Annotated in this window: 21 protein-coding genes, 1 tRNA gene and 1 pseudogene; 10 read left to right on the top strand and 13 right to left on the bottom strand. The window is 43.1% G+C overall.

The features are described 5' to 3' along the window. Nucleotides 1–155: 155 nt before the first annotated feature. The 4 genes and pseudogenes from BuS5_RS08795 to BuS5_RS08780 all read right to left on the bottom strand — a co-directional run bounded on the left by BuS5_RS08795 (nucleotide 156) and on the right by BuS5_RS08780 (nucleotide 3,726). On the bottom strand, nucleotides 156–611 hold the full coding sequence (locus BuS5_RS08795) for a type II toxin-antitoxin system VapC family toxin (RefSeq protein WP_035266182.1): 456 nt from the start codon (nucleotides 609–611) through the stop codon (nucleotides 156–158). Then, complete coding sequence (locus BuS5_RS08790) at nucleotides 598–840, bottom strand: type II toxin-antitoxin system Phd/YefM family antitoxin (RefSeq protein WP_027354768.1); 243 nt, start codon at nucleotides 838–840, stop codon at nucleotides 598–600. Before BuS5_RS08790 ends, BuS5_RS08795 begins: the two co-directional genes overlap by 14 nt. 709 nt (nucleotides 841–1,549) lie before the next feature. Then, nucleotides 1,550–2,858, bottom strand: a pseudogene (tnpC, locus tag BuS5_RS08785) (IS66 family transposase). Next, on the bottom strand, nucleotides 2,848–3,726 hold the full coding sequence (locus tag BuS5_RS08780) for a DUF4338 domain-containing protein (protein ID WP_274427795.1): 879 nt from the start codon (nucleotides 3,724–3,726) through the stop codon (nucleotides 2,848–2,850). The pseudogene tnpC and the gene BuS5_RS08780 overlap by 11 nt, the downstream one beginning before the upstream one ends. Nucleotides 3,727–4,544: 818 nt before the next feature. Between BuS5_RS08780 and BuS5_RS08775 the strand changes: the two genes are divergently transcribed. After that, nucleotides 4,545–4,636: transfer RNA gene (locus BuS5_RS08775), tRNA-Sec, on the top strand. An 87-nt stretch (nucleotides 4,637–4,723) separates the two neighbouring features. Then, nucleotides 4,724–6,610 (top strand): selenocysteine-specific translation elongation factor, encoded by a 1,887-nt coding sequence (gene selB / locus BuS5_RS08770; protein WP_051375209.1) that lies wholly within the window; start codon nucleotides 4,724–4,726, stop codon nucleotides 6,608–6,610. 102 nt (nucleotides 6,611–6,712) lie between these two features. Here the strand turns inward: selB and ltrA (BuS5_RS08765) are convergent, their stop codons facing one another. Then, the gene (gene ltrA, locus BuS5_RS08765) at nucleotides 6,713–8,086 is read right to left on the bottom strand and encodes a group II intron reverse transcriptase/maturase (RefSeq protein WP_036019348.1); all 1,374 of its coding nucleotides are present in this window, start codon (nucleotides 8,084–8,086) and stop codon (nucleotides 6,713–6,715) included. A gap of 640 nt (nucleotides 8,087–8,726) precedes the next feature. Here ltrA (BuS5_RS08765) and BuS5_RS08760 point away from each other — a divergent pair. From BuS5_RS08760 to BuS5_RS08750, 3 genes are all read left to right on the top strand, one after another. Then, nucleotides 8,727–8,978, top strand: coding sequence for a SelB domain-containing protein (locus BuS5_RS08760; RefSeq protein ID WP_274428150.1), 252 nt, complete (start codon nucleotides 8,727–8,729; stop codon nucleotides 8,976–8,978). 99 nt (nucleotides 8,979–9,077) lie between these two features. Next, nucleotides 9,078–10,388 carry a (Fe-S)-binding protein gene (locus BuS5_RS08755; RefSeq protein ID WP_027355049.1) on the top strand — a complete coding sequence of 437 codons (1,311 nt, stop codon included), beginning with the start codon at nucleotides 9,078–9,080 and terminating at the stop codon, nucleotides 10,386–10,388. 17 nt (nucleotides 10,389–10,405) lie between these two features. Continuing rightward, nucleotides 10,406–12,391: an FAD-dependent oxidoreductase gene (locus tag BuS5_RS08750; RefSeq protein WP_051375196.1), complete on the top strand. Its 1,986-nt coding sequence runs from the start codon at nucleotides 10,406–10,408 to the stop codon at nucleotides 12,389–12,391. Between the two features lie 102 nt (nucleotides 12,392–12,493). Here BuS5_RS08750 and ltrA (BuS5_RS08745) read toward each other — a convergent pair whose 3' ends face one another. After that, nucleotides 12,494–13,867 (bottom strand): group II intron reverse transcriptase/maturase, encoded by a 1,374-nt coding sequence (gene ltrA / locus BuS5_RS08745; RefSeq protein WP_036019348.1) that lies wholly within the window; start codon nucleotides 13,865–13,867, stop codon nucleotides 12,494–12,496. Nucleotides 13,868–14,507: 640 nt separating this feature from the next. Between ltrA (BuS5_RS08745) and BuS5_RS08740 the strand changes: the two genes are divergently transcribed. The 5 genes from BuS5_RS08740 to BuS5_RS08720 all read left to right on the top strand — a co-directional run bounded on the left by BuS5_RS08740 (nucleotide 14,508) and on the right by BuS5_RS08720 (nucleotide 21,240). Next, nucleotides 14,508–17,117, top strand: coding sequence for an FAD-dependent oxidoreductase (locus tag BuS5_RS08740; RefSeq protein ID WP_084446173.1), 2,610 nt, complete (start codon nucleotides 14,508–14,510; stop codon nucleotides 17,115–17,117). A 55-nt stretch (nucleotides 17,118–17,172) separates the two neighbouring features. Beyond that, nucleotides 17,173–17,487 (top strand): IscA/HesB family protein, encoded by a 315-nt coding sequence (locus BuS5_RS08735; protein WP_027354600.1) that lies wholly within the window; start codon nucleotides 17,173–17,175, stop codon nucleotides 17,485–17,487. Nucleotides 17,488–17,571: 84 nt separating this feature from the next. After that, nucleotides 17,572–18,315, top strand: coding sequence for a DUF1573 domain-containing protein (locus tag BuS5_RS08730; protein ID WP_051375030.1), 744 nt, complete (start codon nucleotides 17,572–17,574; stop codon nucleotides 18,313–18,315). Nucleotides 18,316–18,365: 50 nt separating this feature from the next. Next, complete coding sequence (gene hdrA2, locus BuS5_RS08725; protein WP_084446175.1) at nucleotides 18,366–20,798, top strand: CoB-CoM heterodisulfide reductase HdrA2; 2,433 nt, start codon at nucleotides 18,366–18,368, stop codon at nucleotides 20,796–20,798. Between the two features lie 19 nt (nucleotides 20,799–20,817). Then, a complete protein-coding gene (locus BuS5_RS08720; RefSeq protein WP_027354602.1) occupies nucleotides 20,818–21,240 on the top strand; it encodes a hydrogenase iron-sulfur subunit in 423 nt (140 codons plus the stop codon). Between the two features lie 174 nt (nucleotides 21,241–21,414). Here the strand turns inward: BuS5_RS08720 and BuS5_RS08715 are convergent, their stop codons facing one another. The 7 genes from BuS5_RS08715 to BuS5_RS08685 form a co-directional block, all read right to left on the bottom strand. After that, on the bottom strand, nucleotides 21,415–21,912 hold the full coding sequence (locus BuS5_RS08715) for a hypothetical protein (RefSeq protein ID WP_027354603.1): 498 nt from the start codon (nucleotides 21,910–21,912) through the stop codon (nucleotides 21,415–21,417). A gap of 118 nt (nucleotides 21,913–22,030) precedes the next feature. Next, nucleotides 22,031–22,282, bottom strand: coding sequence for a hypothetical protein (locus BuS5_RS08710; RefSeq protein WP_027354604.1), 252 nt, complete (start codon nucleotides 22,280–22,282; stop codon nucleotides 22,031–22,033). A 126-nt stretch (nucleotides 22,283–22,408) separates the two neighbouring features. Beyond that, nucleotides 22,409–22,783, bottom strand: a complete 375-nt coding sequence (locus BuS5_RS08705; protein ID WP_027354605.1) for a hypothetical protein — start codon at nucleotides 22,781–22,783, stop codon at nucleotides 22,409–22,411. Further along, nucleotides 22,780–23,097, bottom strand: coding sequence for a toxin-antitoxin system TumE family protein (locus BuS5_RS08700; protein ID WP_035265967.1), 318 nt, complete (start codon nucleotides 23,095–23,097; stop codon nucleotides 22,780–22,782). The genes BuS5_RS08705 and BuS5_RS08700 overlap by 4 nt, the downstream gene beginning before the upstream one ends. 211 nt (nucleotides 23,098–23,308) lie before the next feature. Further along, entirely contained in the window at nucleotides 23,309–24,046 is a 738-nt protein-coding gene (locus tag BuS5_RS08695) for an ABC transporter permease (RefSeq protein ID WP_035265968.1), read from the bottom strand. Further along, on the bottom strand, nucleotides 24,043–24,885 hold the full coding sequence (locus BuS5_RS08690; RefSeq protein WP_027354608.1) for an ABC transporter ATP-binding protein: 843 nt from the start codon (nucleotides 24,883–24,885) through the stop codon (nucleotides 24,043–24,045). The genes BuS5_RS08695 and BuS5_RS08690 overlap by 4 nt, the downstream gene beginning before the upstream one ends. A gap of 30 nt (nucleotides 24,886–24,915) precedes the next feature. Then, on the bottom strand, nucleotides 24,916–26,061 hold the full coding sequence (locus tag BuS5_RS08685; RefSeq protein WP_027354609.1) for a TonB-dependent receptor domain-containing protein: 1,146 nt from the start codon (nucleotides 26,059–26,061) through the stop codon (nucleotides 24,916–24,918). Nucleotides 26,062–26,249 lie beyond the last annotated feature (188 nt).

Below are 26,249 nucleotides of genomic sequence, written 5' to 3'. Positions count from 1 at the left end.
GGAATGAAAATTTATTCTAAGTTCAAGGCGAAAAATTAATTTAACCGCAGGCATACCCATTGTATTCCGAGGATTAAATTTATTTTTCAACGCAGAAATTGGATAAATTAGCGTTTTGTAACAGCCTGTTGACTTTACATGTCATCTTTGGCCCATTATATTTTGCCGTCAGCGACAAATCGGCAGGGCATACCCAGAACATCCGCCAAATTTGCCAGCACTTCATCACAAGTCACCATGTTTATCCCGGCTCCGAAACAGCATGCCAGGTGCAGGGCATCGAGGGTGCGAAAAGCTGTTTTTCTGGAAGAAATCCATTTTTGCGCCTGTCGATAGTGTTTCGTAGTGATGGAAAGCCGCCTGAATAAACCTGAACGGATATCCTCTGCAAAGGCGTTTTCCACAAGACCGGCCTGCGCCTCAGTGATTTCCTTCATGCGAATCCAACGGGAAAGAGCGGAAGCAAACTCCAATCCGGTAAGATCGCTGATGCCGACAGGAACCCTGAGAGACGACAAAAAATTCTGTATTGCCAGGCTTGTTTTCTCCTCTCTATAATAAGGGAGCAGTGCGCTGGTATCCAGATAGTAGCCGCCACTATCCTCGTTCATCACGCATCTCCCGTATTAATTCTTCTGCCGGCAATTTTGCCGGAGGAAGCATTGCCCTCAAACTGCTGCGGTCAGGGAAACGCATCTTTCCTGTTTCAATCTTTGACGCCGGGAGTAAGCGAGCTGCCGGTTTACCGCGGCGCATGATAACAATTTCTTCTCCAGCCGCCACCGCATCCAGCAGACGGCTGATCTGTTGTCTTGCTTCACGTACATTTACTCTTTGCATTGTTTTTCACCTGTGAAAAATATTATATATTACGACATCCTTTATATCGTTTTAAAAGTACTTTACATTATTTTTTAAAAATAAATTTATTTATGTCCATCAGTGTCCCGTTGTTGTTCCAAAAGTGTAAACTGACAAATGAAGGCTGCCTATATTATTAATGTACACATAAAATGTTGCCACGTCAACATTTTCCCCTTTCCAGCTTCAGTCATTTTGCCGGGGTCTTCAAATAATATTTCGGTTTTACTTTTTACGAGTTTATTAATTTTGCTAAATCTTGATTTTTCAATTTATATTTACTTTGTATAAAAAAGTTTAGTAACCGTTCACGGGTATAAATGCCCCCTTCAAATATTGGAATGGCAGGAAATGGTTGGGCCTATGAATAAACGGTATATAGTATCGCTGTCTTCAAGGATGAAAAAATCTTAGGGATATACTACTACGCCTACCGATTCATCTTTGATGAGGATGTTGGATTATAAAGAGACAAAAAAAGAAATTCTTGCATTTGATCACTACTTAGGAAATCTCGTTCTCATTTCATGATCAGTGTAAGAATAAGCGCATCACCTATGATTGTCCTCTGCGAAATATACACGGAATATTCGAAATCAGTGGCCAGTCGATCACGCAGTGGCGGAATGTCAAATCAACTCCAGGTTTTTTAATAGACTGATTCCGAGGGATTCCTATCGTAAATTCACTATGAGGTATCAGGTATAAGGGATGGGGCGGGATCATTCTTGAAGTACGCCTTAACTGCTTCCAATATAAAATTGAATGCTGATCGGCCTTGTAATGCGCATGTTGCAATTACAGTCCATAACCGTTCGCAACTTTTTCGTCCTTTGATACTGCGTGTACCGTGAGTTACGTAACGATCTATTACGATAAATCGGATTGCCTGTTCTGCCACATTGTTGGTAGGGCCTATTTCGGGAGTTGTGATAAATTCAAAATATTCTTTACCATGCTTGCGGAATCGGTTGGCCATATTTTTGGCTTCCCGTTTTTCTTCTTTACCGTCTTTATTCAGTCGACTCGGAACATCCTCCAAGGCTGCTGTAATAATTCTTGCCTTAGCCTTTTCAAGAGCATTGGTGAAGTCTTCCGGGATTATATTGTCACGATCATGAATAACCTTGAACATATTTCGGACTTCATCCAGAAGTTTTTCGCCATATGCTTTTGTTTCTTTATCTGGCAAAGTTGTTAAAAACCGGATGTCCCGAATCAAGTGGGCGATACAAAACTGTATAGTAACGTTAAAATCCTTCATATACTTGCGATACGCCGAAAAATAATCACAACCCAGTACTCCGTTGAACTCTTTACCCAAAACATCAATTAAAATTTTTGATCCACGGGACTTGTCGATTTTGAACAGCACATACATTTCAGCCTTGAAAACCCATGTCCAAAACTTGTCTTTGTTTTCCTTATGGCCGGTTTCATCGACATTTACTGCTTCCTCGAAAGGTAAACGATTGAGCAATTCACTGTATGGCGCTTCCAGGGACTGACTTACTTTTTCAATTACTTTTCGCAGATATCCACGGGAAACATTTTCTCCAAGGACGTCTCGGATAAATTTTCTGATTGTGGAAAACGATGCATGACAGACATTTTTCATATAGGCAACCAAGGCTGTCAAGCGCTCTTTGAAGAGCCCTTCCTTGACTATATTAGCAGGAAAAGGCATGTAATGAATTTGCTGACATTTCTCGCACCATACCGGATACGAACGATGTTCTTCTTTGATTATCGGCAGCTCCGGCAGTTCCATTTGTTGGATAATACGAGGAGGCGCATCAATTATATGAACTTCCCCATCGCATACAGGGCAAACAGTTAGTATGTATGGATGAGTTTTTTGAAAGCTTGGCAACCTTGACCTCCAAAGCCTTTATCTGTTCTTCCTGAAATTCAATAGTATTGCTTAAATCACACAGGATTTTGACCGTAACTTTCAGCCCGGCATTATACAAAGCCAATGCTTCATCATGCGTCATGACATAACTCCCTGCGAAAGTTTTTAGTCAAGGGATAAACATAAACAGCCTTTTTGGAAAGTAGTGGTTGCTTTGATTTGCTGAGCTTGCCCTGACCGGTTGTCTGCCCCACACAGATCCAATTATCCGCTTTATAACAGGTACCGCGGTAGCGCTCTGTGTCAACAAAGGTTTCAAGCAGATAAACCGGATGATGATATAAAGTTTTCCAATCTTGTAACAAGCGATGACGGTTCAATGCCAATAAATATGATGCCAAACAAGGGACTTGAACCCATGGCAGGATCAAAAAACGGAGATTGTTGGCGATTAGATGAAGATTGTTCTCTCTAATCTTTTTGCTCCAGCCAATGAAACGATCTCGTGCTCCAATATACCATGGCGCTGACCCCCATGCCAAACACGCAATAGGGCGATTATGAGAAAATGCAATATATTTGAGATGCTCCCCAACTGGTTGAGTATAACCAAGATAATGGTACTCACTTACAAGACCATTGAATATCTTCTCAAAAGAAGTTCTGCGAACCTGGTCAAGTTTTATAGGAAACAGGTCTTCGACAGAACAATGAACAGGAGTTTTATCGACTATTACCCAGGATGTTTTTTTTCGCTTTGCAAGAGGGTTGGGAGGGGTACATTTTCGGGCAGGCAGTTTAATAAAACCCTTTGATTCCAAAAGAAGCAGCAGGCTTCGGCAGATCATATCTTTAAGAACACCATTAGACTGTCTCCAGTTCCATTCCCTGCAGACTTCTTGAGAAATGAAGCGTCTGCTTTTGTCAGGATGTGATTCAATAATCCGCCTGACGGTCGCTATATTTTGCCTGGTGACTGATCGCCTCCGATATGTTATGACTGATTCCATTCCTGACACTATAAACCATCAGGCACTGGAACGCAAAATTTTTCTTAAAAAAATTTGCGGTTAGATATTAAATTTTAAACTCAAAACGATTATTGCCCGTGAACGGTTACAAATATTTTAAATTTCAGGCTGTAATTATATTATTTTCCATAGGGGCGAATCTTGTAATTGCCCTAATCAGGGCGATCACAAGGATCGCCACTACATTGTGACCATAAAACAATAACCCTATTACAAAAGGGTGTTGCAAAGATTGCTATTATCGGTAGTTAAAACAAATAGTTACGCCATAATGGAAAAATGGGGTTTTTCTGGGTTAACCAATTGATTTTATTATCAAAGTTTTTTTACTTTGCAACACCCTTTACAAATGATTTTATATTATGAACTTATAAATTTTATTTTTATATAGGATATTTTTTAATGTCAAACAGGAAATTACGATAACAAAACAAGGAAATCTTACATAAAAAATATATAGCCTGACCCGGATAAATCAAAAGGTATGTCGAATTTTATCATTTTCACAGTGACCTGTTCCTTCCTATAGGAAAATTTTAATTGACAAATCGGAAATACCTTGTTAATAATATTTTTTATCATTAAGTCAGTTTATAATTTTTTAATAAATTCTATCTAAAGGTTCACAATATGTTTCAATTTTTCGGCTTTACATGAGTAAAGTTACTACGTTCTGCCAGGATTTGGCAGGCACGGGGTTTGGCCTGGAAATTGAAATACTTCATAGTTTCCATTCCCTTGTTTTTATATCTTTTTTAGTCCTCCCCGTATTTTTCCAGTACATAATTATTTTTATTGGGGGCAATGGCGCTGGGCGCCCCATGGTCTTCAAAACCACTGGCCCGGTCTGCAAAACCGGGAGGAGGTTCGATTCCCCTTGCCCCCTCCAAATTATAATAAAAAATGATCAATCGGAGCCAATGGCCTTGATTTACACTAAAAATGCTTCTTTAAAGCTTAACCCGGCAATGAAGTAATGAAAAAATTTATTACTATCGGAATAGCCGGACATGTGGATCATGGGAAGACCTCTCTGTCGCTCTCTCTGACAGGTATTGATACGGATCGGCTTCAGGAAGAAAAGCGCCGCGGCCTGTCGATTGTCCCGGGCATTGCGCCGCTGGAACTCTCTTCCGGCAAACAAATTGCCCTGGTGGATGTGCCGGGTCATATTGATTTTTTCAAAAACACCATACGTGGTTTAAGCAGTATAGATATGGCTGTCCTGGTGGTCGCGGCAGATGACGGTATCATGCCACAGACCCTGGAACATCTGGAAATACTTAATTTTTATAAGGTCAAAAACGGATTTGTTGTGTTGAGCAAGGCTGACCTGGTGGATGATGAAACACTGGAACTGGCTGAACTGGAAATTGAGGATATGATAAGCGGCACCTTTTTCGAAGGCAAACCGATTATTCCATTTTCAGCGATTGATCTGAGAGGCCTGAATGAAATCCGTCTGACCATGGAGGAGGAGGAGAAAAAAATTGCCGGCAAGGCGATTCAGTCTTCTTTCCGGTTATGGATTGATCAGGTAAGGAGTATTACCGGTTTTGGAACAGTTGTCAACGGAACAGTTCTTTCGGGAATCATCAGGCAGAATGATCTTATTCATCTCCTGCCATCCGGAAAAGAGACAAGGGCACGATTTATAGAGGTTCACCACCAAAAGGTATCCCAGGCCGTTGCAGGTCAGAGGGTCGGAATTAATCTCCACAAGGTCACTCTGAATGAAGTGCAAAGGGGAATGGCCCTGGCAAAGCCGGAATCGGTCAGACCCACCAAGCTTCTCAATGTAGAGCTGCATTTGCTCAAAAGCGCATACAAACCGATCAAAAACCGTCAGAGGGTGAAGCTTTATATAGGAACGTCGATCGTAAACGCTCTGGTGGTTATAATGGAAAAAGAACAACTTGGGCCTGGTGAAAATGGTCTGGTTCAGTTCCGGTTGTTGAAGCATGCGCCGGCCCTTCCAGGAGATACATTCGTGATTTGTCTTCTGAACATACCGGCCGTAATCGGTGGCGGCGCCATCCTGGAGATCCCCCTGGAAAAATATCGGACAGTCAAAGCGAAAAATACTGTTCAATATTTGCAGGCGCTGCAAGAGGGTAACATGAGGGTAGTCATTGATCATTTTTTCAATATGAACCTTAATCATCCGGTAACCGGAGCTGAAATCGCCCAACTGACCGCTTTACCTGATGAAGAGGTTGAGACGGCAATCAGATCAATGGTTGAAAATAGAGAGATACTTTCCTTTGAAGGCCATGGTTTTTTTGGGAAAACACGCTATCAGACCCTGAAAAGAAAGTTGCCGGAAGTTGTTGAAAAAATTTTGACTGAAAATCCATTAAAAATGACTGCAACTCCCGAAGAAATCAAACAACAGTTGGCGCCATCTCTTGATGAAGCGCCTTTTCAAAAGATACTTGCTGAACTTTGTAACGAAAGGAAGCTGATAAAGACCGGCGGAGCCTTTCGAATCCGGAATTTTTCAGTTAAACTCTCTGCTGAGCGTGAGAGACTGATCACCATGTTGCTTGATTATGCACGGGAATCGGATTTTGTCCCTTTCAATGCGCATACGTTCTGGAAACTCCATAAAAGAAAATTCAATAAAAATGAGATACAAAGATTACTTGACTACCTGCATATCAGGAAAAGGCTGATTTGCCTGAATAACAGGCGTTTTTTAACTCCCCAGGCCATGGAGCAAATAAAAAACAGGGTTGAACAAATAATTAAAAAAAACGGAAGCATTACAATTGCAAACTGTAAGGAGATTCTGGGATATGGAAGAACAGTTCCAGGTAGGAGCATCGGTTACCCGACGCCCCCCCTACAGACCCGTACGTGAAGATTTCCCTCATACGGTTCCTCGGTTCAAATCCTTTTTACCGGATTATCAACCAAACAGGCGACACCCCGTTTGGCGTATAACTTTGCAGCCCTTACGGCATCAAATATTATGGACTATTCTGGGTAATGGCAGTGGGTATGTTGTGCGCAAGTCCTCGAACATTACTTCGCCCTTGTGACTTCTTCGGCTTAACCATCGACGCCATGCTTTCTCAGTATATTCAAACACAACTTCCAGCACTTTGTAGTTACTTATTACTCCAAAGTACTGGTAAAAACCTCGCAGTTTACTGCAAAGAATCTCATACTGCTCGGCCATTGGCTTATGACGGTTATCCTTGCACCATATCCATATTCTCTTCATAAAACGGCTTGAACGCTTTCTTGCCGTCTTTTTCTTTATTACCATGTACCCTTTTAATGATTTTGACCAGTAAAATGTAAACCCTAAAAAATCAAACGTCCCGTTTCCCTTTCCGCTAATGCGTTTGGAAAATCGAATCAGTTTTGTCTTTTCCGGGTGAAGTGACAGCTCGAACTGTTCGAACCGCCTGGGTAATACATCCATGACACGCAATGCGTCTTTTTCATACTCGAACCCGAGGATGAAATCATCCGCCCAGCGTATGATGGAGCATCTCCCTTTCATCCGGGGGATCACTTCTTTCACGTACCAGTCATCTAAAACATAATGAAGAAAGATATTACTGAGCACAGGGGAAATTACTCCTCCCTGTGGAGTGCCCGTTTCAGAGTACGTCAGGTTGCCTTCCTCCATTACGCCTGCATTCAACCACTTCCCTATCAGGCGAATCATTCCGCCGTCACTTACTCTCCGACGTATCATGTCTTTAAGTAACTCGTGATTAATATTGTCAAATAGTCCTGTAATATCTGCGCTTACTATCCAGCTGATATTCTGCTTCAAGCATTGCTCACGTAAATCTTTGATTGCCATGTGTTGGCTCCGACCTTTTCTGAATGCATGGGAAAAATTGTAAAAATTCCTGTCAAATATGACATTCAATATGGCTGCTGCTGCTTTCTGGACAATTTTATCCTCAAGTACAGGTATGCCAATTGGACGCTTTTTCCCTCCTTCCTTGTCTATCCAGATACGCTTTACAGGAGACGCAACGTACTGTCCTCTCCGCAGTCGTTCATACAGATTATAGAGGTTTTGATCAAGATTTTCGGCATACTCCTTTGCCGTAACCTTGTCCACTCCTGCAGATTTGCTTTTCCGAATTTTACGAAAGGATTGTTTCAGTAAATCAAAGTCTATCCGATGGACTACTGATGTAAATACCAGTTCAGGATTACTTTGAGCAAGCAGCTCGATTTTGATAAGGGATGACCCACCTGTTAACACCGGTGGTTGTCCCCATTCTATCGGTCTGGAATTGCAAGCGACCGTTCTTGCAATTTCTCGGCTTTTTGTTGATATGGTTTGTGACATCTGTGTATCTCCCATAATTCCTGCCAAAAAAACGTTATACCCTGCTTCACCTTCCCTGCAGTGGGTCGCTTGGGCATCACTTCCCCACCTTTCCGATCAAGATAGTTCAATTCTTAATCATCGGTACTATGATCTGCTAAGACTTCCGAATGTTTATCTCAGGTTCGTTCGCTCTTCGCTATCCTCCCCTGATACCTTGTATCGCCCATCTTTTAATGTTTGTGTTTCTGCCAATGGCAGACTCGTTGCAAGGCGGGACATTCCTATGCAACGCCGGGATTTCGCTTGCGCTGGATTTCCTGTTACCGTTCTTTTTACCCAAGGAAACATCCGGGTCTCCCAAGTTCCCGAGCTACCCCTTTGAGTACATGCCCTGGTCTAAGACCCCGGTGGTGTCCTGAATACTTGCCTTAGCATATTCAGGACTGCTGCCTTCCGCTGTCTCCAAAGCGTCGGCTTTTTCCTGCAAGCAGGATTATCACAATGACCACAACCATACATTTTTCGGGGCTCAATACAGAGCCTGCAATCTTGCTCCGTCCAGCTCCAGACTCCCGTTACCGGGTTTACCTGTGGACTTCGCTACTGACCTGCTGGTTAGTCTTTAGTCAGGTGGGACTATCTTAACATCAATGCCAGAGCAAGCCCTGCAGAGATGAAGGAAACAAACCGTTTCCCGAGCACCCACTTGGTAACAATATCGAGTTTCAAAGACCTTGTGTCTTATCCCAACGATTCGGATTTATCTTGGCACGAGGGGGTGCCGGTTTTTGAATATCTCGACCATACAGGATTTACCATGCGCATGGGAAATAAGCGTATCCTCAAGCATAAGAGCCAATTTCAAAACGCCCCCTTTTGTCCGATCTCTGCGTCAGACAAAAATTTTAATCCTCGAAATACTTAATGTATTCCTGTGGTTAAAATTTTTGCCTTTCTTGACCTCGAACAAAATTGAACATTTTGAAACCGGCTCATAAATAAATATATTTGAAAGGAGTTTTTTATGGCTGAAGCATTCAAGATTACAATTACAGATAAAAACAAATCCATTTTTTTTGAAAAAGTAAAAAAAATGCTGCCCGAAGGCGGAAACCTTAATCTCTGCCTGACCTGTGGAGCCTGCTCTTCAGGCTGTCCGGCTACAGGTCTTGCAAACATGGATCCGAGAAAATTTCTGCGCATGGTTGTCCTGGGGATGGATGAAAAAATCGCAGGCAATCCCTGGGTCTGGATGTGCTCTCTGTGCCAGCGGTGCATCCATGTTTGCCCCATGGAAATCAATATTCCGGGAATGGTTCATGAGGCGAGAAAACTCTGGCCCAGGGATAAAAGACCCAAAGGAATTCTCGGTTCTTGTGACATGGCCTTGAGAAACGACAGTTGCAGCGCGATGGGGGCGCCTCCTGACGATTTTATTTTTGTTGTTGAAGACGTGGCTGAAGAAGTGCGCGAAACACAGCCCGGGTGGGAAAACCTCCATGCCCCAATGGACAAAAAAGGCGCTCGTTTTTTTCTGACCCAGAATTCAAGGGAGCCTGTTACCGAGCCTGACGAGATGATTCCTCTATGGAAAATTCTCAATATAGTCGGTGCCGACTGGACATACGGAAGCACAGGCTGGGGAGGAGAAAACTACTGCATGTTTTTAGCTGATGATGAAAACTGGAAGAAAACCACCGAGTATTCAATCCGCAAAGCAGAAGAACTCGGCTGCGAGGTTTATCTTAACACTGAATGCGGGCATGCTACCTATGCGGTATGGCAGGGAGTAAAAAAATTCGGCATTAAAACCGATCTTGAAATAGCTCCGATTGTGCCATATTACGCAAAATGGATAAGAGAAGGCAAACTTAAGGTAAATTCAGACTGGAACAAGGATTTAAAGATAAAGTTTACAGTTCAGGATCCGTGCCAGCAGGTGCGGAAAAGTTTTGGAGATCCATTGGCCGATGATTTGCGTTTTATAATAAAATCATGCGTCGGCGAAGAAAATTTTATAGATATGACTCCGAACTATTCAAATAATTTTTGCTGTGGAGGAGGAGGAGGATATCTTCAGTCCGGCTATAACAACGAAAGATGGCAGTATGGAAAGCTTAAATATGACCAGATTATTGCTACAGGCGCCGATTATTGTATTACTCCATGCCATAACTGCCATGCGCAAATTCATGACCTGGCCGAACATAACAAGGCAGACTATCACACAATTCATATGTGGACGCTGATTTGTCTTTCGCTGGGAATTCTTGGTGAAAACGAAAGGGAATATCTTGGCGAAGATCTTTTGGAAGTAAATTTGCCGGAAAATTAAGTAACAAGGAATAAAAAATGACAAATAAAGTGATCGGGGCCGTTATTGTAGCAGGCGGCGGCATTGCAGGGATACAGGCAGCCCTGGATCTGGCAAATTCGGGATATTATGTGCATATGGTTGAAAAAACCTCGTCAATCGGCGGAGTTATGGCTCAACTCGATAAAACCTTTCCTACCAACGACTGCTCCATGTGCATTATGTCTCCAAAGCTGGTTGAGGTTGGCCGGAATATAAATATTAAGCTTCATACCTCTTCGGAGATAGAAAAAATAGAAGGGGAAAAAGGTAATTACCAGGTAACCCTTAATACGACTCCGGGATATATTGATTCTGATAAATGCACTGCATGCGGTGATTGCGCTGAAGCCTGTCCTGTTGAAAGGCCGGATGAGTATAATATGAATCTTGTAATTCGCAAGGCAGCTTTTAAATCGTATGCCCAGGCAGTTCCCAATGGTTTTGCCATTGAAAAGCTTGATCGGGCGCCCTGCAGCATGGCTTGCCCGGCAAACCTGAACATTCAGGGTTATGTTGCCATGGTAAAGCAGGGCAAATACAGGGAAGCGATTGAAATCATCATGAAAGACCTTCCGTTTCCAGGCGTTCTCGGCCGTATTTGTCCTCATAGCTGTGAGCAAAACTGCCGCCGGCTTGAGGTAGATTCAGCGATTTCCATTAGGGAGTTAAAACGTTTTGCCGCAGATCAGGTAGATTTAAATGATATTTCCGTTCCTGATATAAAACGGAAAGATAAAACTGTTGCTGTCATAGGTTCCGGTCCTTCGGGTTTGACCTGCGCATACTTTCTTGCCCTGGAAGGATATAGGGTAAATGTATATGAATCAATGCCGGAAGCCGGCGGAATGATGAGATACGGCATCCCTGAGCATCGCCTGCCAAGGCGGGTGCTTAACGCTGAAATTAAAAATCTTGAACGGTATGGAATTGTAATCCATACAAATACAGCCATTGGCAAGGATATTACGATAAAGGAACTTCAGGATAGTGGCGCAAAGGCTGTCTATCTGGCTGCAGGAGCGTGGAAAAGCTTGAAACTGGAAATTTCCGGTGAAAATGTATCTGAAGGTGTTCTGGATGTTACCTCATTTTTGCGTAAAGTTCACCTTGGCAGCCTGAAAAAAATCAGAGGAAAGATTGTTGTTATCGGTGGAGGGCACTCTGCTTTGGACGGTGCGCGGGTTGCTCTGCGTCTTGGCGCGAGCGAGGCTCATATCGTGTACAGGCGGTCCGGCAATGAAATGCCGGCAGAAACTGAAGAAGTGCAGGAAGCTGAAAATGAAGGCGTTAAAATTCATTTTCTTGCAGCGCCTGTTCATATCCTGGCTGAAAACGGCAAGGTTTCAGGTATTGAATGCATTAAGACCAAACTGACCCAGCCTGATTCAACAGGAAGAAGAAAACCTGTCCCGATTAAAGGATCAAATTTTATTATTGAGACCGATTGGGTAATTCCGGCTATCGGCCAGGAACCTGAACTCGATTTTTTGGGTACTGATACCGGTATTAAAGTGTCGAAATGGAACCTGCTCGAAGTAAATAAAGAGACACTGCAAACCAGCATACCCGGAATTTTTGCAGGAGGAGATGTAGTTACAGGTCCGACAACAGTTATAGAAGCGGTTGAGGCCGGGAAACGCTCGGCAAAATATATTGCCCGGTATTTGCGGGGTGAAAAGCTGCCCGAAAAGTGGATAGATGAGTTTCCGATTACTAAAAACTGGACACAGGTACCGGACAATGAGCCTGTCAAAAACCGACTTGATATATCGACCCTGAGTTTTGAAAAAAGACTATCAGGATTTGATGAAGTAAATCTCCGCTCAGATGAAAAGGACGCTCAGGCTGAAGCAGCCCGCTGTCTTGACTGCGGAGGCTGTTGTGAATGTTATCAGTGCGTTGATGCCTGCAAGGCGAATGCAGTCACATTTCCAGGTAGGAGCATCGGTTACCCGACGCCCCCCCTACAGACCCGTACGTGAAGATTTCCCTCATACGGTTCCTCGGTTCAAATCCTTTTTACCGGATTATCAACCAAACAGGCGACACCCCGTTTGGCGTATAACTTTGCAGCCCTTACGGCATCAAATATTATGGACTATTCTGGGTAATGGCAGTGGGTATGTTGTGCGCAAGTCCTCGAACATTACTTCGCCCTTGTGACTTCTTCGGCTTAACCATCGACGCCATGCTTTCTCAGTATATTCAAACACAACTTCCAGCACTTTGTAGTTACTTATTACTCCAAAGTACTGGTAAAAACCTCGCAGTTTACTGCAAAGAATCTCATACTGCTCGGCCATTGGCTTATGACGGTTATCCTTGCACCATATCCATATTCTCTTCATAAAACGGCTTGAACGCTTTCTTGCCGTCTTTTTCTTTATTACCATGTACCCTTTTAATGATTTTGACCAGTAAAATGTAAACCCTAAAAAATCAAACGTCCCGTTTCCCTTTCCGCTAATGCGTTTGGAAAATCGAATCAGTTTTGTCTTTTCCGGGTGAAGTGACAGCTCGAACTGTTCGAACCGCCTGGGTAATACATCCATGACACGCAATGCGTCTTTTTCATACTCGAACCCGAGGATGAAATCATCCGCCCAGCGTATGATGGAGCATCTCCCTTTCATCCGGGGGATCACTTCTTTCACGTACCAGTCATCTAAAACATAATGAAGAAAGATATTACTGAGCACAGGGGAAATTACTCCTCCCTGTGGAGTGCCCGTTTCAGAGTACGTCAGGTTGCCTTCCTCCATTACGCCTGCATTCAACCACTTCCCTATCAGGCGAATCATTCCGCCGTCACTTACTCTCCGACGTATCATGTCTTTAAGTAACTCGTGATTAATATTGTCAAATAGTCCTGTAATATCTGCGCTTACTATCCAGCTGATATTCTGCTTCAAGCATTGCTCACGTAAATCTTTGATTGCCATGTGTTGGCTCCGACCTTTTCTGAATGCATGGGAAAAATTGTAAAAATTCCTGTCAAATATGACATTCAATATGGCTGCTGCTGCTTTCTGGACAATTTTATCCTCAAGTACAGGTATGCCAATTGGACGCTTTTTCCCTCCTTCCTTGTCTATCCAGATACGCTTTACAGGAGACGCAACGTACTGTCCTCTCCGCAGTCGTTCATACAGATTATAGAGGTTTTGATCAAGATTTTCGGCATACTCCTTTGCCGTAACCTTGTCCACTCCTGCAGATTTGCTTTTCCGAATTTTACGAAAGGATTGTTTCAGTAAATCAAAGTCTATCCGATGGACTACTGATGTAAATACCAGTTCAGGATTACTTTGAGCAAGCAGCTCGATTTTGATAAGGGATGACCCACCTGTTAACACCGGTGGTTGTCCCCATTCTATCGGTCTGGAATTGCAAGCGACCGTTCTTGCAATTTCTCGGCTTTTTGTTGATATGGTTTGTGACATCTGTGTATCTCCCATAATTCCTGCCAAAAAAACGTTATACCCTGCTTCACCTTCCCTGCAGTGGGTCGCTTGGGCATCACTTCCCCACCTTTCCGATCAAGATAGTTCAATTCTTAATCATCGGTACTATGATCTGCTAAGACTTCCGAATGTTTATCTCAGGTTCGTTCGCTCTTCGCTATCCTCCCCTGATACCTTGTATCGCCCATCTTTTAATGTTTGTGTTTCTGCCAATGGCAGACTCGTTGCAAGGCGGGACATTCCTATGCAACGCCGGGATTTCGCTTGCGCTGGATTTCCTGTTACCGTTCTTTTTACCCAAGGAAACATCCGGGTCTCCCAAGTTCCCGAGCTACCCCTTTGAGTACATGCCCTGGTCTAAGACCCCGGTGGTGTCCTGAATACTTGCCTTAGCATATTCAGGACTGCTGCCTTCCGCTGTCTCCAAAGCGTCGGCTTTTTCCTGCAAGCAGGATTATCACAATGACCACAACCATACATTTTTCGGGGCTCAATACAGAGCCTGCAATCTTGCTCCGTCCAGCTCCAGACTCCCGTTACCGGGTTTACCTGTGGACTTCGCTACTGACCTGCTGGTTAGTCTTTAGTCAGGTGGGACTATCTTAACATCAATGCCAGAGCAAGCCCTGCAGAGATGAAGGAAACAAACCGTTTCCCGAGCACCCACTTGGTAACAATATCGAGTTTCAAAGACCTTGTGTCTTATCCCAACGATTCGGATTTATCTTGGCACGAAGAGACACACGCCTGGCAGACAGAACATCCTGTAATTAATGTGGGCGCTCTGATATTGGCTCCTGGTTTTAAAAGTTATGATCCGAAAAATCTTGAAAACTACGGATATAAAAATCTTCCTGATGTTATTACCAGCCTGGAGTTTGAAAGGATTCTAAGCGCTTCCGGTCCCTTCGAAGGACATATAGAATGTCTTTCGGACAAATCGCCTCCACGAAAAATTGCCTGGCTCCAGTGTGTGGGATCGCGTGATATGCATAAAGACAGCCATGGATATTGCTCGGGTGTCTGCTGTATGTATGCCATAAAACAGGCTATAATAGCCAAAGAACATGACGCCGACCTTGACTGTTCTATTTTTTACATGGATATGCGCACACACGGAAAAGGTTTTGAAAGCTGCTATAATGAAGCAAAAGATAAACATGGCATCAGATTTATCAGGTGCAGGGTACATTCCGTCTTCTCTCAAACCGGTGAAGAAAAAGGGCAGATTATCGATTATTTTGATGAACAGACAGGTAAAACAATCAGAGAAGTATATGATATTGTTGTACTGTCAGTGGGCATGGAGATAGATAATGAAGTAAAAGCCCTTGCAAAAAAAACAGGAATAAGACTTACTCCCGGCGGCTTTTGCGAAACCGGTTCATTTAACCCTGTATCCACATCAAGAGATGGAATTTATGTGTGCGGAGTTTTTCAGGGCCCAAAGGATATTCCACAGTCGGTTATTGAAGCAGGTTCAGCCGCTCTTTGCGCAGGTTCTGCGCTTATTAAAGCCAGAAACAGTCTTACCAAAGCTTTAATAATGCCTCCTGAAATCGACGTTTTCGGTGAAAGACCAAGGATAGGGGTCTTTATATGTCATTGCGGAATAAATATCGGCGGCGTTGTGGATGTGCCTGCTGTGCGTGATTTTGCGAAAGATCTTCCTTTTGTTGAATTTTCTGATGATAATCTTTATTCCTGTTCACAGGATACACAGGATGCCATTGCCAACATTATCAAAGAGCAAAACCTGAACAGGGTGGTTGTGGCAGCCTGTACCCCGCGCACCCACGATCCACTTTTCCAGGAAACTTTAATGAATGCCGGTTTAAATAAATATCTTTTTGAAATGGTCAACATACGCAATCATGATTCCTGGGTGCATAAAAATTATCCTGAAATGGCCACGAAAAAGGCAAAAGATCTCATAAAAATGGCAGTCGCCAAAGTAGCTCTGTTTGAACCTCTCAGGGAAGCGCAGCTTGAGGTGGATCAGAATGCACTGGTTATAGGCGGAGGCATTTCGGGAATGGCCGCGGCAAAGTCGCTTGCAGATCAGGGATATAAAGTTAGTATGGTTGAAAGGAATGTGAAACTCGGAGGCAATGCAAACAATTTGTATTTAACCTCAAAGGGAGAATCTGTTCAGGACGGTCTTGCCCGCATGGTAAAATCCGTGCAGGATCATGATAATATCACCATATATCTGAACTCTGAGCTTGAAACGGTTGACGGTTTTGTAGGCAATTTTGACTCTGTTGTAAAAACCGGTGAAAAATCGACAACCATTCATCACGGAATTACGATTATTGCCACCGGCGCCCGTGAACATAAACCTGACGAATACCTGTACGGCAAGGATCCAAGAGTATTGACAGGCATTGAACTCGATAAAAGGTTTATTAATAACGAACCGTCGCTGAAAGAGATTAAAACAGCCGTGTTTATCCAGTGCGTTGGATCGCGTGAACCTGACAGGCCGTATTGCTCAAGGATTTGCTGTACCCATTCCATTGTTTCAGCCCTGCATTTAAAGGAGCTTAATCCTGAAATGAAAATCTTTGTTTTGTACAGGGATATAAGAACCTATGGAGAGCGTGAAGAACTTTACACGAAAGCACGCGAAAAAGGTATAATTTTTATCAGGTTCAACATGGAGAAGAAGCCAAAGGTGACGGCTTATGACCATGGCCTTGAGATCGAAGTTATTGATCATGTGTTAAATATGCCGATAACGATTACAGCGGATATTTTAAATCTGGCAGCAGCGGTTGTGCCGTATAAAGACGATAAGCTTGCGCAGTTTTTCAAAATTCCAGTCAATGATGAAGGATTCTTTGCAGAAGCGCATGTAAAACTTGCTCCGTCTGATTTTGCAGTTGATGGTGTTTTTTTGTGCGGCCTGGCGCATTATCCGAAACCGATAGACGAGGCAATTGCCCAGGCCCAGGCCGCAGCATCCAGCGCCACAAGGCTGCTTGCCCAAAAAACCATAAATACCATAGGAACTGTTGCTTATGTGGATACTTCTTTTTGCAGCGGCTGCGGTGTTTGCGTATCTGTTTGTCCTTATAATGCGCCTTTTATTAAAACAGAGGGAGTAAATGCAGAAAAAGCCGAGATCAATCCTGTTTTATGCAAAGGATGCGGTGCTTGTGTGGCATCCTGCAGATCAGGAGCGCTTCATCTTAAAGGTTTTGAGGAATCACAGATAATGGCAATGATAGCCGCTGCATAGGCACGGTTGTCCTTGAACGTATTTTCAATATCAATATTTTTTTCAGGAGGTTAAAATGCTTAAAGTAACTGCAACAGCACAAAAAGAGTTTGATGATTATTTTAAAGGAAAAGAGGTTAAACCGGTCAGGATTTTTTTAGCAAACCAGGGATGTGGGGGGCCTTCAATAGGGCTGGCGGTAGATGAATTAAAAGAGAATGATATTTGTTATGATATAGGGAGCGTTAAGTATATTGTAAATAAAGAGCTTATGTCAGATGCCAGGCCGATTGAGATAGATTATAAAGAAGGAGGCTTTGCAATCACGTCAAACCTGGATTTGGGCGGAGGCTGCTCAGCCTGCGGCACGAAGGGTTCATGCTGTAGTTGAAGGTGAAAGGCTGAAGGTTTTCAGGAACAAACATATGGTCTTGTGAAATTAATTGTCTGAAAATCTGTGTGAAGGAGTTCGGTTATGAAAATCAGGATATCTATTTGGATTTTATCTTTTTTTTACATTATTTTTCTGGCGGATGTTTCTTTGGCAGTTGAAAATAAAAGCGAAAAATTTGCGTCAATTTTTTTACCGTCGGTCATCGGCAGATTTGCACCTGTTGTGGAAGGCGTTACAGTCACACATGATTTTGTTATACAAAATAACGGCGGCGCGCCTTTACAGATAAAAAAAATCAGAACTTCATGCGGATGCACAACCGCTTCATATTCAAAGTCGATTCCGCCGGGCGGCGCTGGAAAAGTTACTGTCAAGTTTAATACAAGAGGCTATGGCGGAAGAAGCGCCCATAAATATATTACATTATATACAAATGATAATAACAGGCCGGAAATCAATTTAACTATTTCCGGCAAGGTTGAAAGATTTGCGGTCATAGAACCACCAAGAGTAATGCTGGCCGGATTTGCCGGTGAATCTGTAAAAGCGGAAGTTTTCATTATTCCTGAAAAAAAATATCCGTTTACTATAGTTGAAACCGGCGCAAAAAACGGGAAAAACTTTAGTTTCAAATTAAAGGAAATTAAAAAATCCGGCAGGTCCGGATATAAGCTTTTAATTAAAAATCTGAAAAAAGAAAAAGGCCGGTACCACGATTATATTTATCTGGAAACCGACAGTAAAATCAAACCGCAGATTAAAATCAGTGTTTACGGCAATATCAAGGCAAAGATGAGGCAAAAAATTCATGCGCAATCAAACTAAAATTTTTATGAATTAAAAATTAATTTTAATTTAGCATAAAGTAGAATAAAATGATTGATATAAAAGACCTGGACCACAGGGAAGATGCCCGCATCGGTGTTTATATATGCCACTGCGGTTTGAATATTGCGCAAACCGTAAACTGCAGTGAGGTGGCTTTATACGCTTCAAATCTTGATGATGTTACTGTTTCAAAAGATTTAATCTATGTTTGTTCCGAGCAGGGGCAGCAGCAGATTAAAGATGATATACTTGAAAACGGATTAAACCGGATAGTTATTGCTTCCTGTTCGCCCAGGCTGCATGAACCGACGTTCCGGCAGATGTTAAAGGACGCGGGATTAAACCCGTATCTTCTGGAAATGGCCAATCTCCGTGAGCAATGCAGTTGGGTTCACATGAATGAGCCTGACGCTGCAACGGAAAAAGCAATAGATCTGGTTAAAATGTCGATAGCGCGGGCGCGGCTCATATGGCCTTTGGAAGAAGAGACTATTCCGGTTACAAAAAGGACACTGGTTATCGGAGGAGGGGTAGCCGGCATACAAACAGCCATGGATCTGGCAAATGCCGGTATAAGTGTGGCTTTAGTGGAAAAAGAACCTTCCATAGGCGGCATCATGGCGCAACTGGACAAAACCTTCCCCACCATGGACTGTTCCATCTGCATACTCGGCCCTAAAATGTCTGATGTAAACAGGCATCCGATGATCAAGCTTTACACAATGAGCGAAGTGGTTGATGTTAAAGGGTATGTGGGCAATTTTGAGGTAAAAATTCTGAAAAAGGCCCGTTATGTGAATGAAAACGAATGCACTGCCTGCGGCGAATGCGCCAAAGTTTGTCCTGTGATCCGGCCGGATGAGTTTAATCAGGGGCTTTCATCGCGAAGGGCGATTTATACCCCTTTTCCCCAGTCTGTTCCTTCTGCATATCTTGTTAATATCAACGAATGCCTTGGGCATAACCCGGCGGTCTGCGCCAAATGTATTGATGCCTGCGAAAAAGGGTGCATCGATTTTCATATGTCTGACGAAGAATTTGTGGAAAAAGCAGGTTCAATTGTGGTTGCCACCGGTCTTGAAGCCTATGACCCGACTGAAATGGACGAGTATGGATATACACGATTTGAAAATGTTTTAACCAGCATTGAATTTGAGCGTTTAATGAACGCCGGCGGGCCTACAAAAGGGGAGCTGATACGTCCCTCAGACAGAAGGCGGCCTGAATCCGTAGGCTTTATACAGTGCGTCGGCTCCCGTTCGACCGGCAAGGGGGGCAAATACTGCTCCAACATTTGTTGTATGAATACGGTGAAAAGCACCTTCATGATTAAGGAACATTATCCCGATATCGATATAAAAGTCTTTTATATTGATATCAGGGCGTTCGGCAAAGGTTTTGAAGACCTGTATATGCGAAGCAAAAAAATGGGAGTCCGATACATAAGAGGATTGCCCGGAACCGTTCAGCAGGAAGATGACGGGAGCATAACGGCAGCCGTTGAGAACACGGTTTCCGGCGGGCTTGAGTTTTTTCATCTGGATATGCTTGTTCTCGCGATTGGGATCAAACCTGCTCCGGCGACCAGAAAGCTCCAAAAAATGTTAGGGCTTCAGCTCAGCCCGGACGGTTTTTTTCTGGAAGCTCATCCAAAGCTTCAACCTGTGGATGCAGCTACCAGGGGGATATATTTTGCAGGGTGCGCGGAAGGACCAAAAGATATCAAGGAGAGTGTAACCCAGGCTTCGGCGGCTGCCGCGCGGGCTATCGGTTTGATGCACAAGGGAGAAATTACAACAGAGCCGATTACCGCTGAAATTTTGACAGATCATTGCAAAGCATGCGGAAAATGTGCGGAAGTCTGCCCGTATAACGCAATTACAGTAGATGTTAAAAAAAAGACTCCAGCGGTTGTAAACAAGGCGGCTTGTTCAGGATGCGGAACATGCGCTGCCGAATGCCCTTTTGGAGCCATAATCATGAACCATTTCACCGATATCCAGATCGCAAGTCAGATCGACGCTCTGCTGGAAGATAAGCCGGAGGAAAAAATTCTCGCTTTTGCCTGCAACTGGTGCTCTTATGCGGGAGCCGATTATGCCGGTGTATCCCGGCTTCAGTATCCTCCCAATGCACGGCTTATCAGGGTGATGTGTTCGGGCCGGGTGGATGAAAAATTTGTCTGGCGCGCCTTTGCCGGGAGAGTCCCTGTTGTTCTTATAAGCGGGTGTCATATCGGAGACTGCCACTATATAAATGCAAACCACTGGACGGAAAAACGGGTTAAAAAGATGCATAAAAAAATGGAGAAATTCAGCATCAACCCGGAGCGGCTTCAACTTGAATGGATCAGCGCCGCAGAAGGAACGCTCTTTGCCGAGACCATGAAAAGGATGGAAACCATCCGCAGGAGCGTGACACAAGAGGAGCTTTCAGAAGCAAGTAATATTTTTTCGAATAAAAAATATATAATGGCATAATTAATAAAAAGGAAAAACCATGGAAAGTTTTGAACCTAAAATTATCACTTTTTTGTGTAACTGGTGCAGTTATGGAGCAGCGGATCTTGCCGGAGTCAGCAGATTCCAGTATCCGCCGAATATGAGGATAATCCGTGTGCCCTGTTCAGGACGTATTACTCCCAAGATGATACTGGCAGCCTTTAGACGCGGCATAGACGGCGTATGGGTGTCAGGGTGTCATCCAGGAGACTGCCATTATTTGACAGGCAATTATTACGCAAGGAGAAAATTTATACTTTTAAAAAATATGCTTGAATACACAGGCCTGGAACCAGGCAGAATCCATTTTTCATGGATATCATCTGCCGAAGGTGTAAAGTTTGCCGAGGTGGCAAACAATGTAATCCAGGAAATCGGGAAGCTCGGGCCTGCAAAATATTTAATGGGACGTAGTTTTTAATTTAAGTTTACTCACCCAGTAAAATAGCATACCCAATTGAGATCATCAAATCAAATAGTTCAAAACCCGCAACATAACCCTTTACATGCCGGTTAAACATATAAGCCCTTGGCGTCAATGCGCTCTTTTTGCAAAGTACCGTCGCTGCTCAGCAGATAAAAATAATCATACAGGTTAAAACAAAGACTTACATTTACAGGGATAATGTTCAGCCGCTGTCCGATCCCGGGGGGGATTCTTGCAATGACTTACATCAAGCCAGCCATATTCTTTGTGAAGGCGAAAAATCCGGGCCTCGGAATAGGCCGGGATATATCCCATTTCAAGGTTATCCCGGCGCAGCAACTGTTTTGCGGAAAACCCTTTTGAACCGACGTCAATGATAACCTGACCTGGAGTCACATCCGAAACAACGGTTGTTACTACCCTGGCGGCACAATTTTCCAGGGCGCAGTGTCCAAACTTTACAACAAAATAATCGTTTAAAAAAGCTGTTCCCACCCTTATGTCATTAACGTGCGAGACAAGATGCGTCTTTTCCAGGGAAGGCGTGGAACCGGATGAAACAATTTGCGGACAGAATCCGGCAGAGTACAGAGCTTCATAGACCGGCTCCCATAACCGATTAATCTGCTTGAAACTTTGCGGATTCCCGGCAGCATCTCCGTACAAATGTCCCAGGCAGAGCCTGTCATTTTTACTTTTATCCTTTATTCATCACTTTGTTTCTGAAAACCAAAATTTAGATAGCGACGTTTGCCACACCGCCGAATAGGTGTTAATTTCTTAATTACCCAATTTCCTTATGATCTTCATGTGGTTTAACGAGATACTCGTAGTGTTCTTGGATGTCGGCAATGTTGTCTTCGTTGTATTGCAGCATCTCATTTGGGTGTTTCTTATTTGCCGTGTTAATTGCTTTTCTTATCTTACCTGTCTTTTCGAGCCAAAGAAGGACTTCGTTGTCATATTTTTTTTCTTCCGGGGTTCGCTCACCAATTATCTCATGAGCTCTGTCAAAATACTGATCTGTCAGGTTCATTGATCTCCTTATTGTTTTATGCACCATAATGACTGAACTCACTGGTTTTTACGGAGCGCAGCGGAGTAAAATTCCAATGAAGTGATTTGGTAGCTCCTCTTGACGACGTAACTAACTACAAAAAACTTATATTTCTGCTTTAAATTCTATCTTCTCGCTGCCAAATGTTGGCTCAATCACTTTCTGTACGCCATGTCCAGGATTGGCCTCTTTAAAAATATTTACCAATTGATATTTTGATAATATTTTTAGATCATTATTCAGACTTACAGGCGTGCGATTCATATCGGACATCAATTCAGAGAAAACAACCCTTCTTTTTTTGCGTAAATATTGAACAAGCTTTGTTCTTTCCGGCTTGAGAATTGACATTAAGTCAACAGGATCGACCCAAATTATATTTTTTCTTGTTACTTTACGTTTCTCATCAATCTCTTTTGCCGTTTCCTTAGCCGAAGAGAAAAAATCTGAAAGTGAGCCTGCTTTTAGTTCGACACTCATTTTATGAACTCCTTTACTTCATTTTCAAAACGTTCCACTAAATCCTGATAGGTTGTGAAATCGAGGACCTCTGATATTTCACCAAAATAGTGTTTGTGATGAAAATCATGGGTATTGTCATAGCCAAGAACCCGACCATTATCTCCTGAAAATATGAGGTGGTTAATATACGCCATGCTGTATTTGACAATTTTTCCTTTTTCATTCTCCCAGGCCTCAATTTTGAGGAGACCGCCACCTCTTTTGGGATTAACGGGGAATTGCTCAGAAACAACTTTTTTAAATTTTATCTTCTTTCTTTTCTTCTTAACCATGTAACTATTATTATCAGGTAGAAAAAATATTGTAAAGCTGTTTTCTTCGTTAATATTTCTATGTTATTCATTGGGCTAATCGCGGTGACGAAGTCAGCGCCGGGAATCATGATTTATACCCACACAGTTAAATCCACAACCGCGAAAGAAGCAAAAAATGGCTTTGAATAAATTTCCTGTTAGTTTGGATCGCTCCCGGCAATATTTCCAATCAGCTTTTGGCTTTGTTAACGCAAAAGACCCCTGCTATGAAAAAGATTACCCCTATTCCTGAGAGAAGAAGATAAGGGAATATATTCGGCATATTGCCGTAAGAAGCATCTCTTATGGCATGGGATGCATGCGTAAGGGGCAAAAGATTTAACAATTTTTGAGCCCGGAAAGGCAAATTTTCAACAGGAAAAAAGGTTCCCCCAAGAAACGCCATGGGAGTTATAATAAAATTTGAAAACAGCGACTGGTCGGCATGAGACTTAACCAGCATCGCCGAACAGATGGCAATGGAGGCGAAGATAAAACTGTTCAGAATTATGATTAACCAGAAAAACAGGCTGTAATGCAGAACTATTCCGAACAGGGCTGCTATCACCAGAATAATGGCCGAAGAGAGCAATGCCCTCGTAATGCCCGCCAGCGTTTCACCGATTACATAAGCGAGATTGGAGACAGGAGCCGATTGAAACTCATCAAAGATGTGCCAGTAAAACCTGGCCACATTAATCTCAACACCGATGGCAAACGCCTGGGTCATGCTGGTCATGGCCACAAGTCCCGGCACCAGAAATTCCATGTAAGAATGACCGTCTACAGTAATGTTCCGCCCCATACCCAACCCAAACGCAATCAGATAAAGCAGGGGAGCAATCGACATGGAGGCAGCCTGCCTGAAAAATTTCCGTCTCAAGATCAAAAGTTCCCTGTAATAGACGGCAAACCAGCCTTTTATCATTTATTTTCCACCTTTTTACCTGTCAGTGAAAGAAAGGCGTCTTCCAGATTAACCCTTCTTAATGTAAAATTTCCTTCCCGATTTCTAATATGATTAGCCGCTTCATCCCTGTTTTTGAAATAGATAGTTTTAATCTTATCGTTCACCATATCATCGAGCGCCCATTTTCCTGTTTGATCCATAAAGTTTTGCGGGGCATCAATTTTCACGATCTCCCCGTTATCAAGAAATGCGACCCGCTCCGCTAAAAACTCCGCCTCTTCTATATAGTGGGTGGTTAAAAAAATAGTTGCGCCATCCTGCCGGATTCTTTTGATCAACGACCATATCCTTCGTCTTATATTCGGGTCGAGCCCCACAGTAGGTTCGTCAAGAAAAAGGATTCCGGGGAAATGCATCATGGCCCTTACTATCACGACCCGCCTCTTCAAACCTCCGGACAGATGTTTTACAAGACTATTTTTACGGTCTCTCATTTCGATATAATCGAGCAATTCGTCAATCCTTTTTTTTCTCTTTTTCCCGGACATGTGAAAGAGCCTGCCGTGGATATCCAGGTTTTCATTGATGGTGAGCTCATTATCAAGGTTTATCCTCTGGGGCACAAGCCCGGCCTGCATTTTTGCCCTTACAGGTTTTTTTTGTATATGAAAATTGTTCAAATATGCATTCCCTGCGGAAAAACCTGACAGTCCCGTTAGAATATTTATGGTTGTTGTCTTGCCGGAGCCGTTAGGGCCGAGATAAGCAAACAACTCGCCTCGAGGAATATGGAGGGTGATCCCTTTCAGCGCCTGAATATTTTTGTAATTTTTTTTGAGACCATCTATTTTTATCAATGCTTCACCTTTTTTAAACAGGATTTTTATCTAAAACCTGATTTCCATGCCGAGCCACCAGCGCCGGCAATTGCCCGGATAACCCCGGTAGATATAATAATCAAAATCGGTTAGATTTTTCACCTCCAGGTGTATATCGACATTTTTTTTCGCGCGATATGTCGCCTTGAGATCCCAATAATGGTACCATAACATTTTATACGTTTCCGCCTGGTCCGCATACCGATCCGCGTAGTAGGTATACCATAGTTGAAGATATAAAAATTCAACAGGCTTTAAAAAAAAGCGGCCCTTAAAGTTATAGGGCGCAAAGTAGGCGAAAGAGCTGTCATGCACCTCATCGCGGGTATACTTGATTGTAAAGCGCGCATCAAAGCCGGTCCATCTGCCATAGATATACTTGAAAATAAGATCGCCGCCGGCCCAATAAGCCTCGTCCAGATTTTCGTACCGGGTGTAATCCACCTTTTTTTTGTTCGTATCAGGATCGACTATCGGCTTTCCATCAGAATCAAGCTTAAAACAGGTGTGGGTATAAAAGCGATTATAGGCCTTATTGAAAAATGGGGCCACCTGCCAGTTGAACCGATTTGAGCCCAGATGGTGTTCTCCGCCGATCTTCAAGGTAACGCAAAGGTTGGTCTGGGGATCAAGATCCGGGTTGGCCCGGCTATAGCTTGTAGAAAAATATTTTTGAAAAAAACTCAGATATTTTTTTGTGGAAGTAAAGGATATATCGAAAAAAAAGGGCTTGAATTGTTTACTGTAAGCTATCTTTGGAAACAAATCAAAGCCGTATTCTTCATGATAGAATATATTGGCGGAAAGGGCAAAACCCCGCCGGCGCCACCCGCTAAATAGATCCAGCAGATATTCATCCGCGTCACCTTTCACGGTTTCACCCGTACTGCCGGTTTTGGAGAAATCAGCGGTATATAAAATAGAGCGGAGTCCATAATCATAGTCCTTCTTTTTGATCCCGACTTTCCCTCCATACTCTTTGACATTCACTTCGTTGCGCCCTTGATATGGAATAGCGCTGACATTTCCAGCGTCGTCCTTTTGATAAATAATGTTCCCTTCTTTGTCCCTGCGAATTCCTGTAGCTTTGTTCTCCTTCCAGTGGTCATTGGTGAAAAATTCAGTATAAAAATCACCTTGACCAAAATTAATCACCCCTCCATACGATTCACGCTTCTTTCTGTAACGGGGTTTGGACGGATCAGGATAATAATCATCGCTTTTTGCGGGGCGCGTCTTTTCCGGCGTGTCATAGCTCCAGATGGCGCTCCCTTTTTCATCTTTGGAATATGAAAATGAACCGTTCAGGAAAAAATCCCTATAATTCTTTATTATATTTATTT

The sequence above is a fragment of the Desulfosarcina sp. BuS5 genome (genome assembly GCF_028752835.1).
Taxonomy (GTDB): domain Bacteria; phylum Desulfobacterota; class Desulfobacteria; order Desulfobacterales; family BuS5; genus BuS5.
This window is presented reverse-complemented; position numbering and strand designations above follow the sequence as displayed.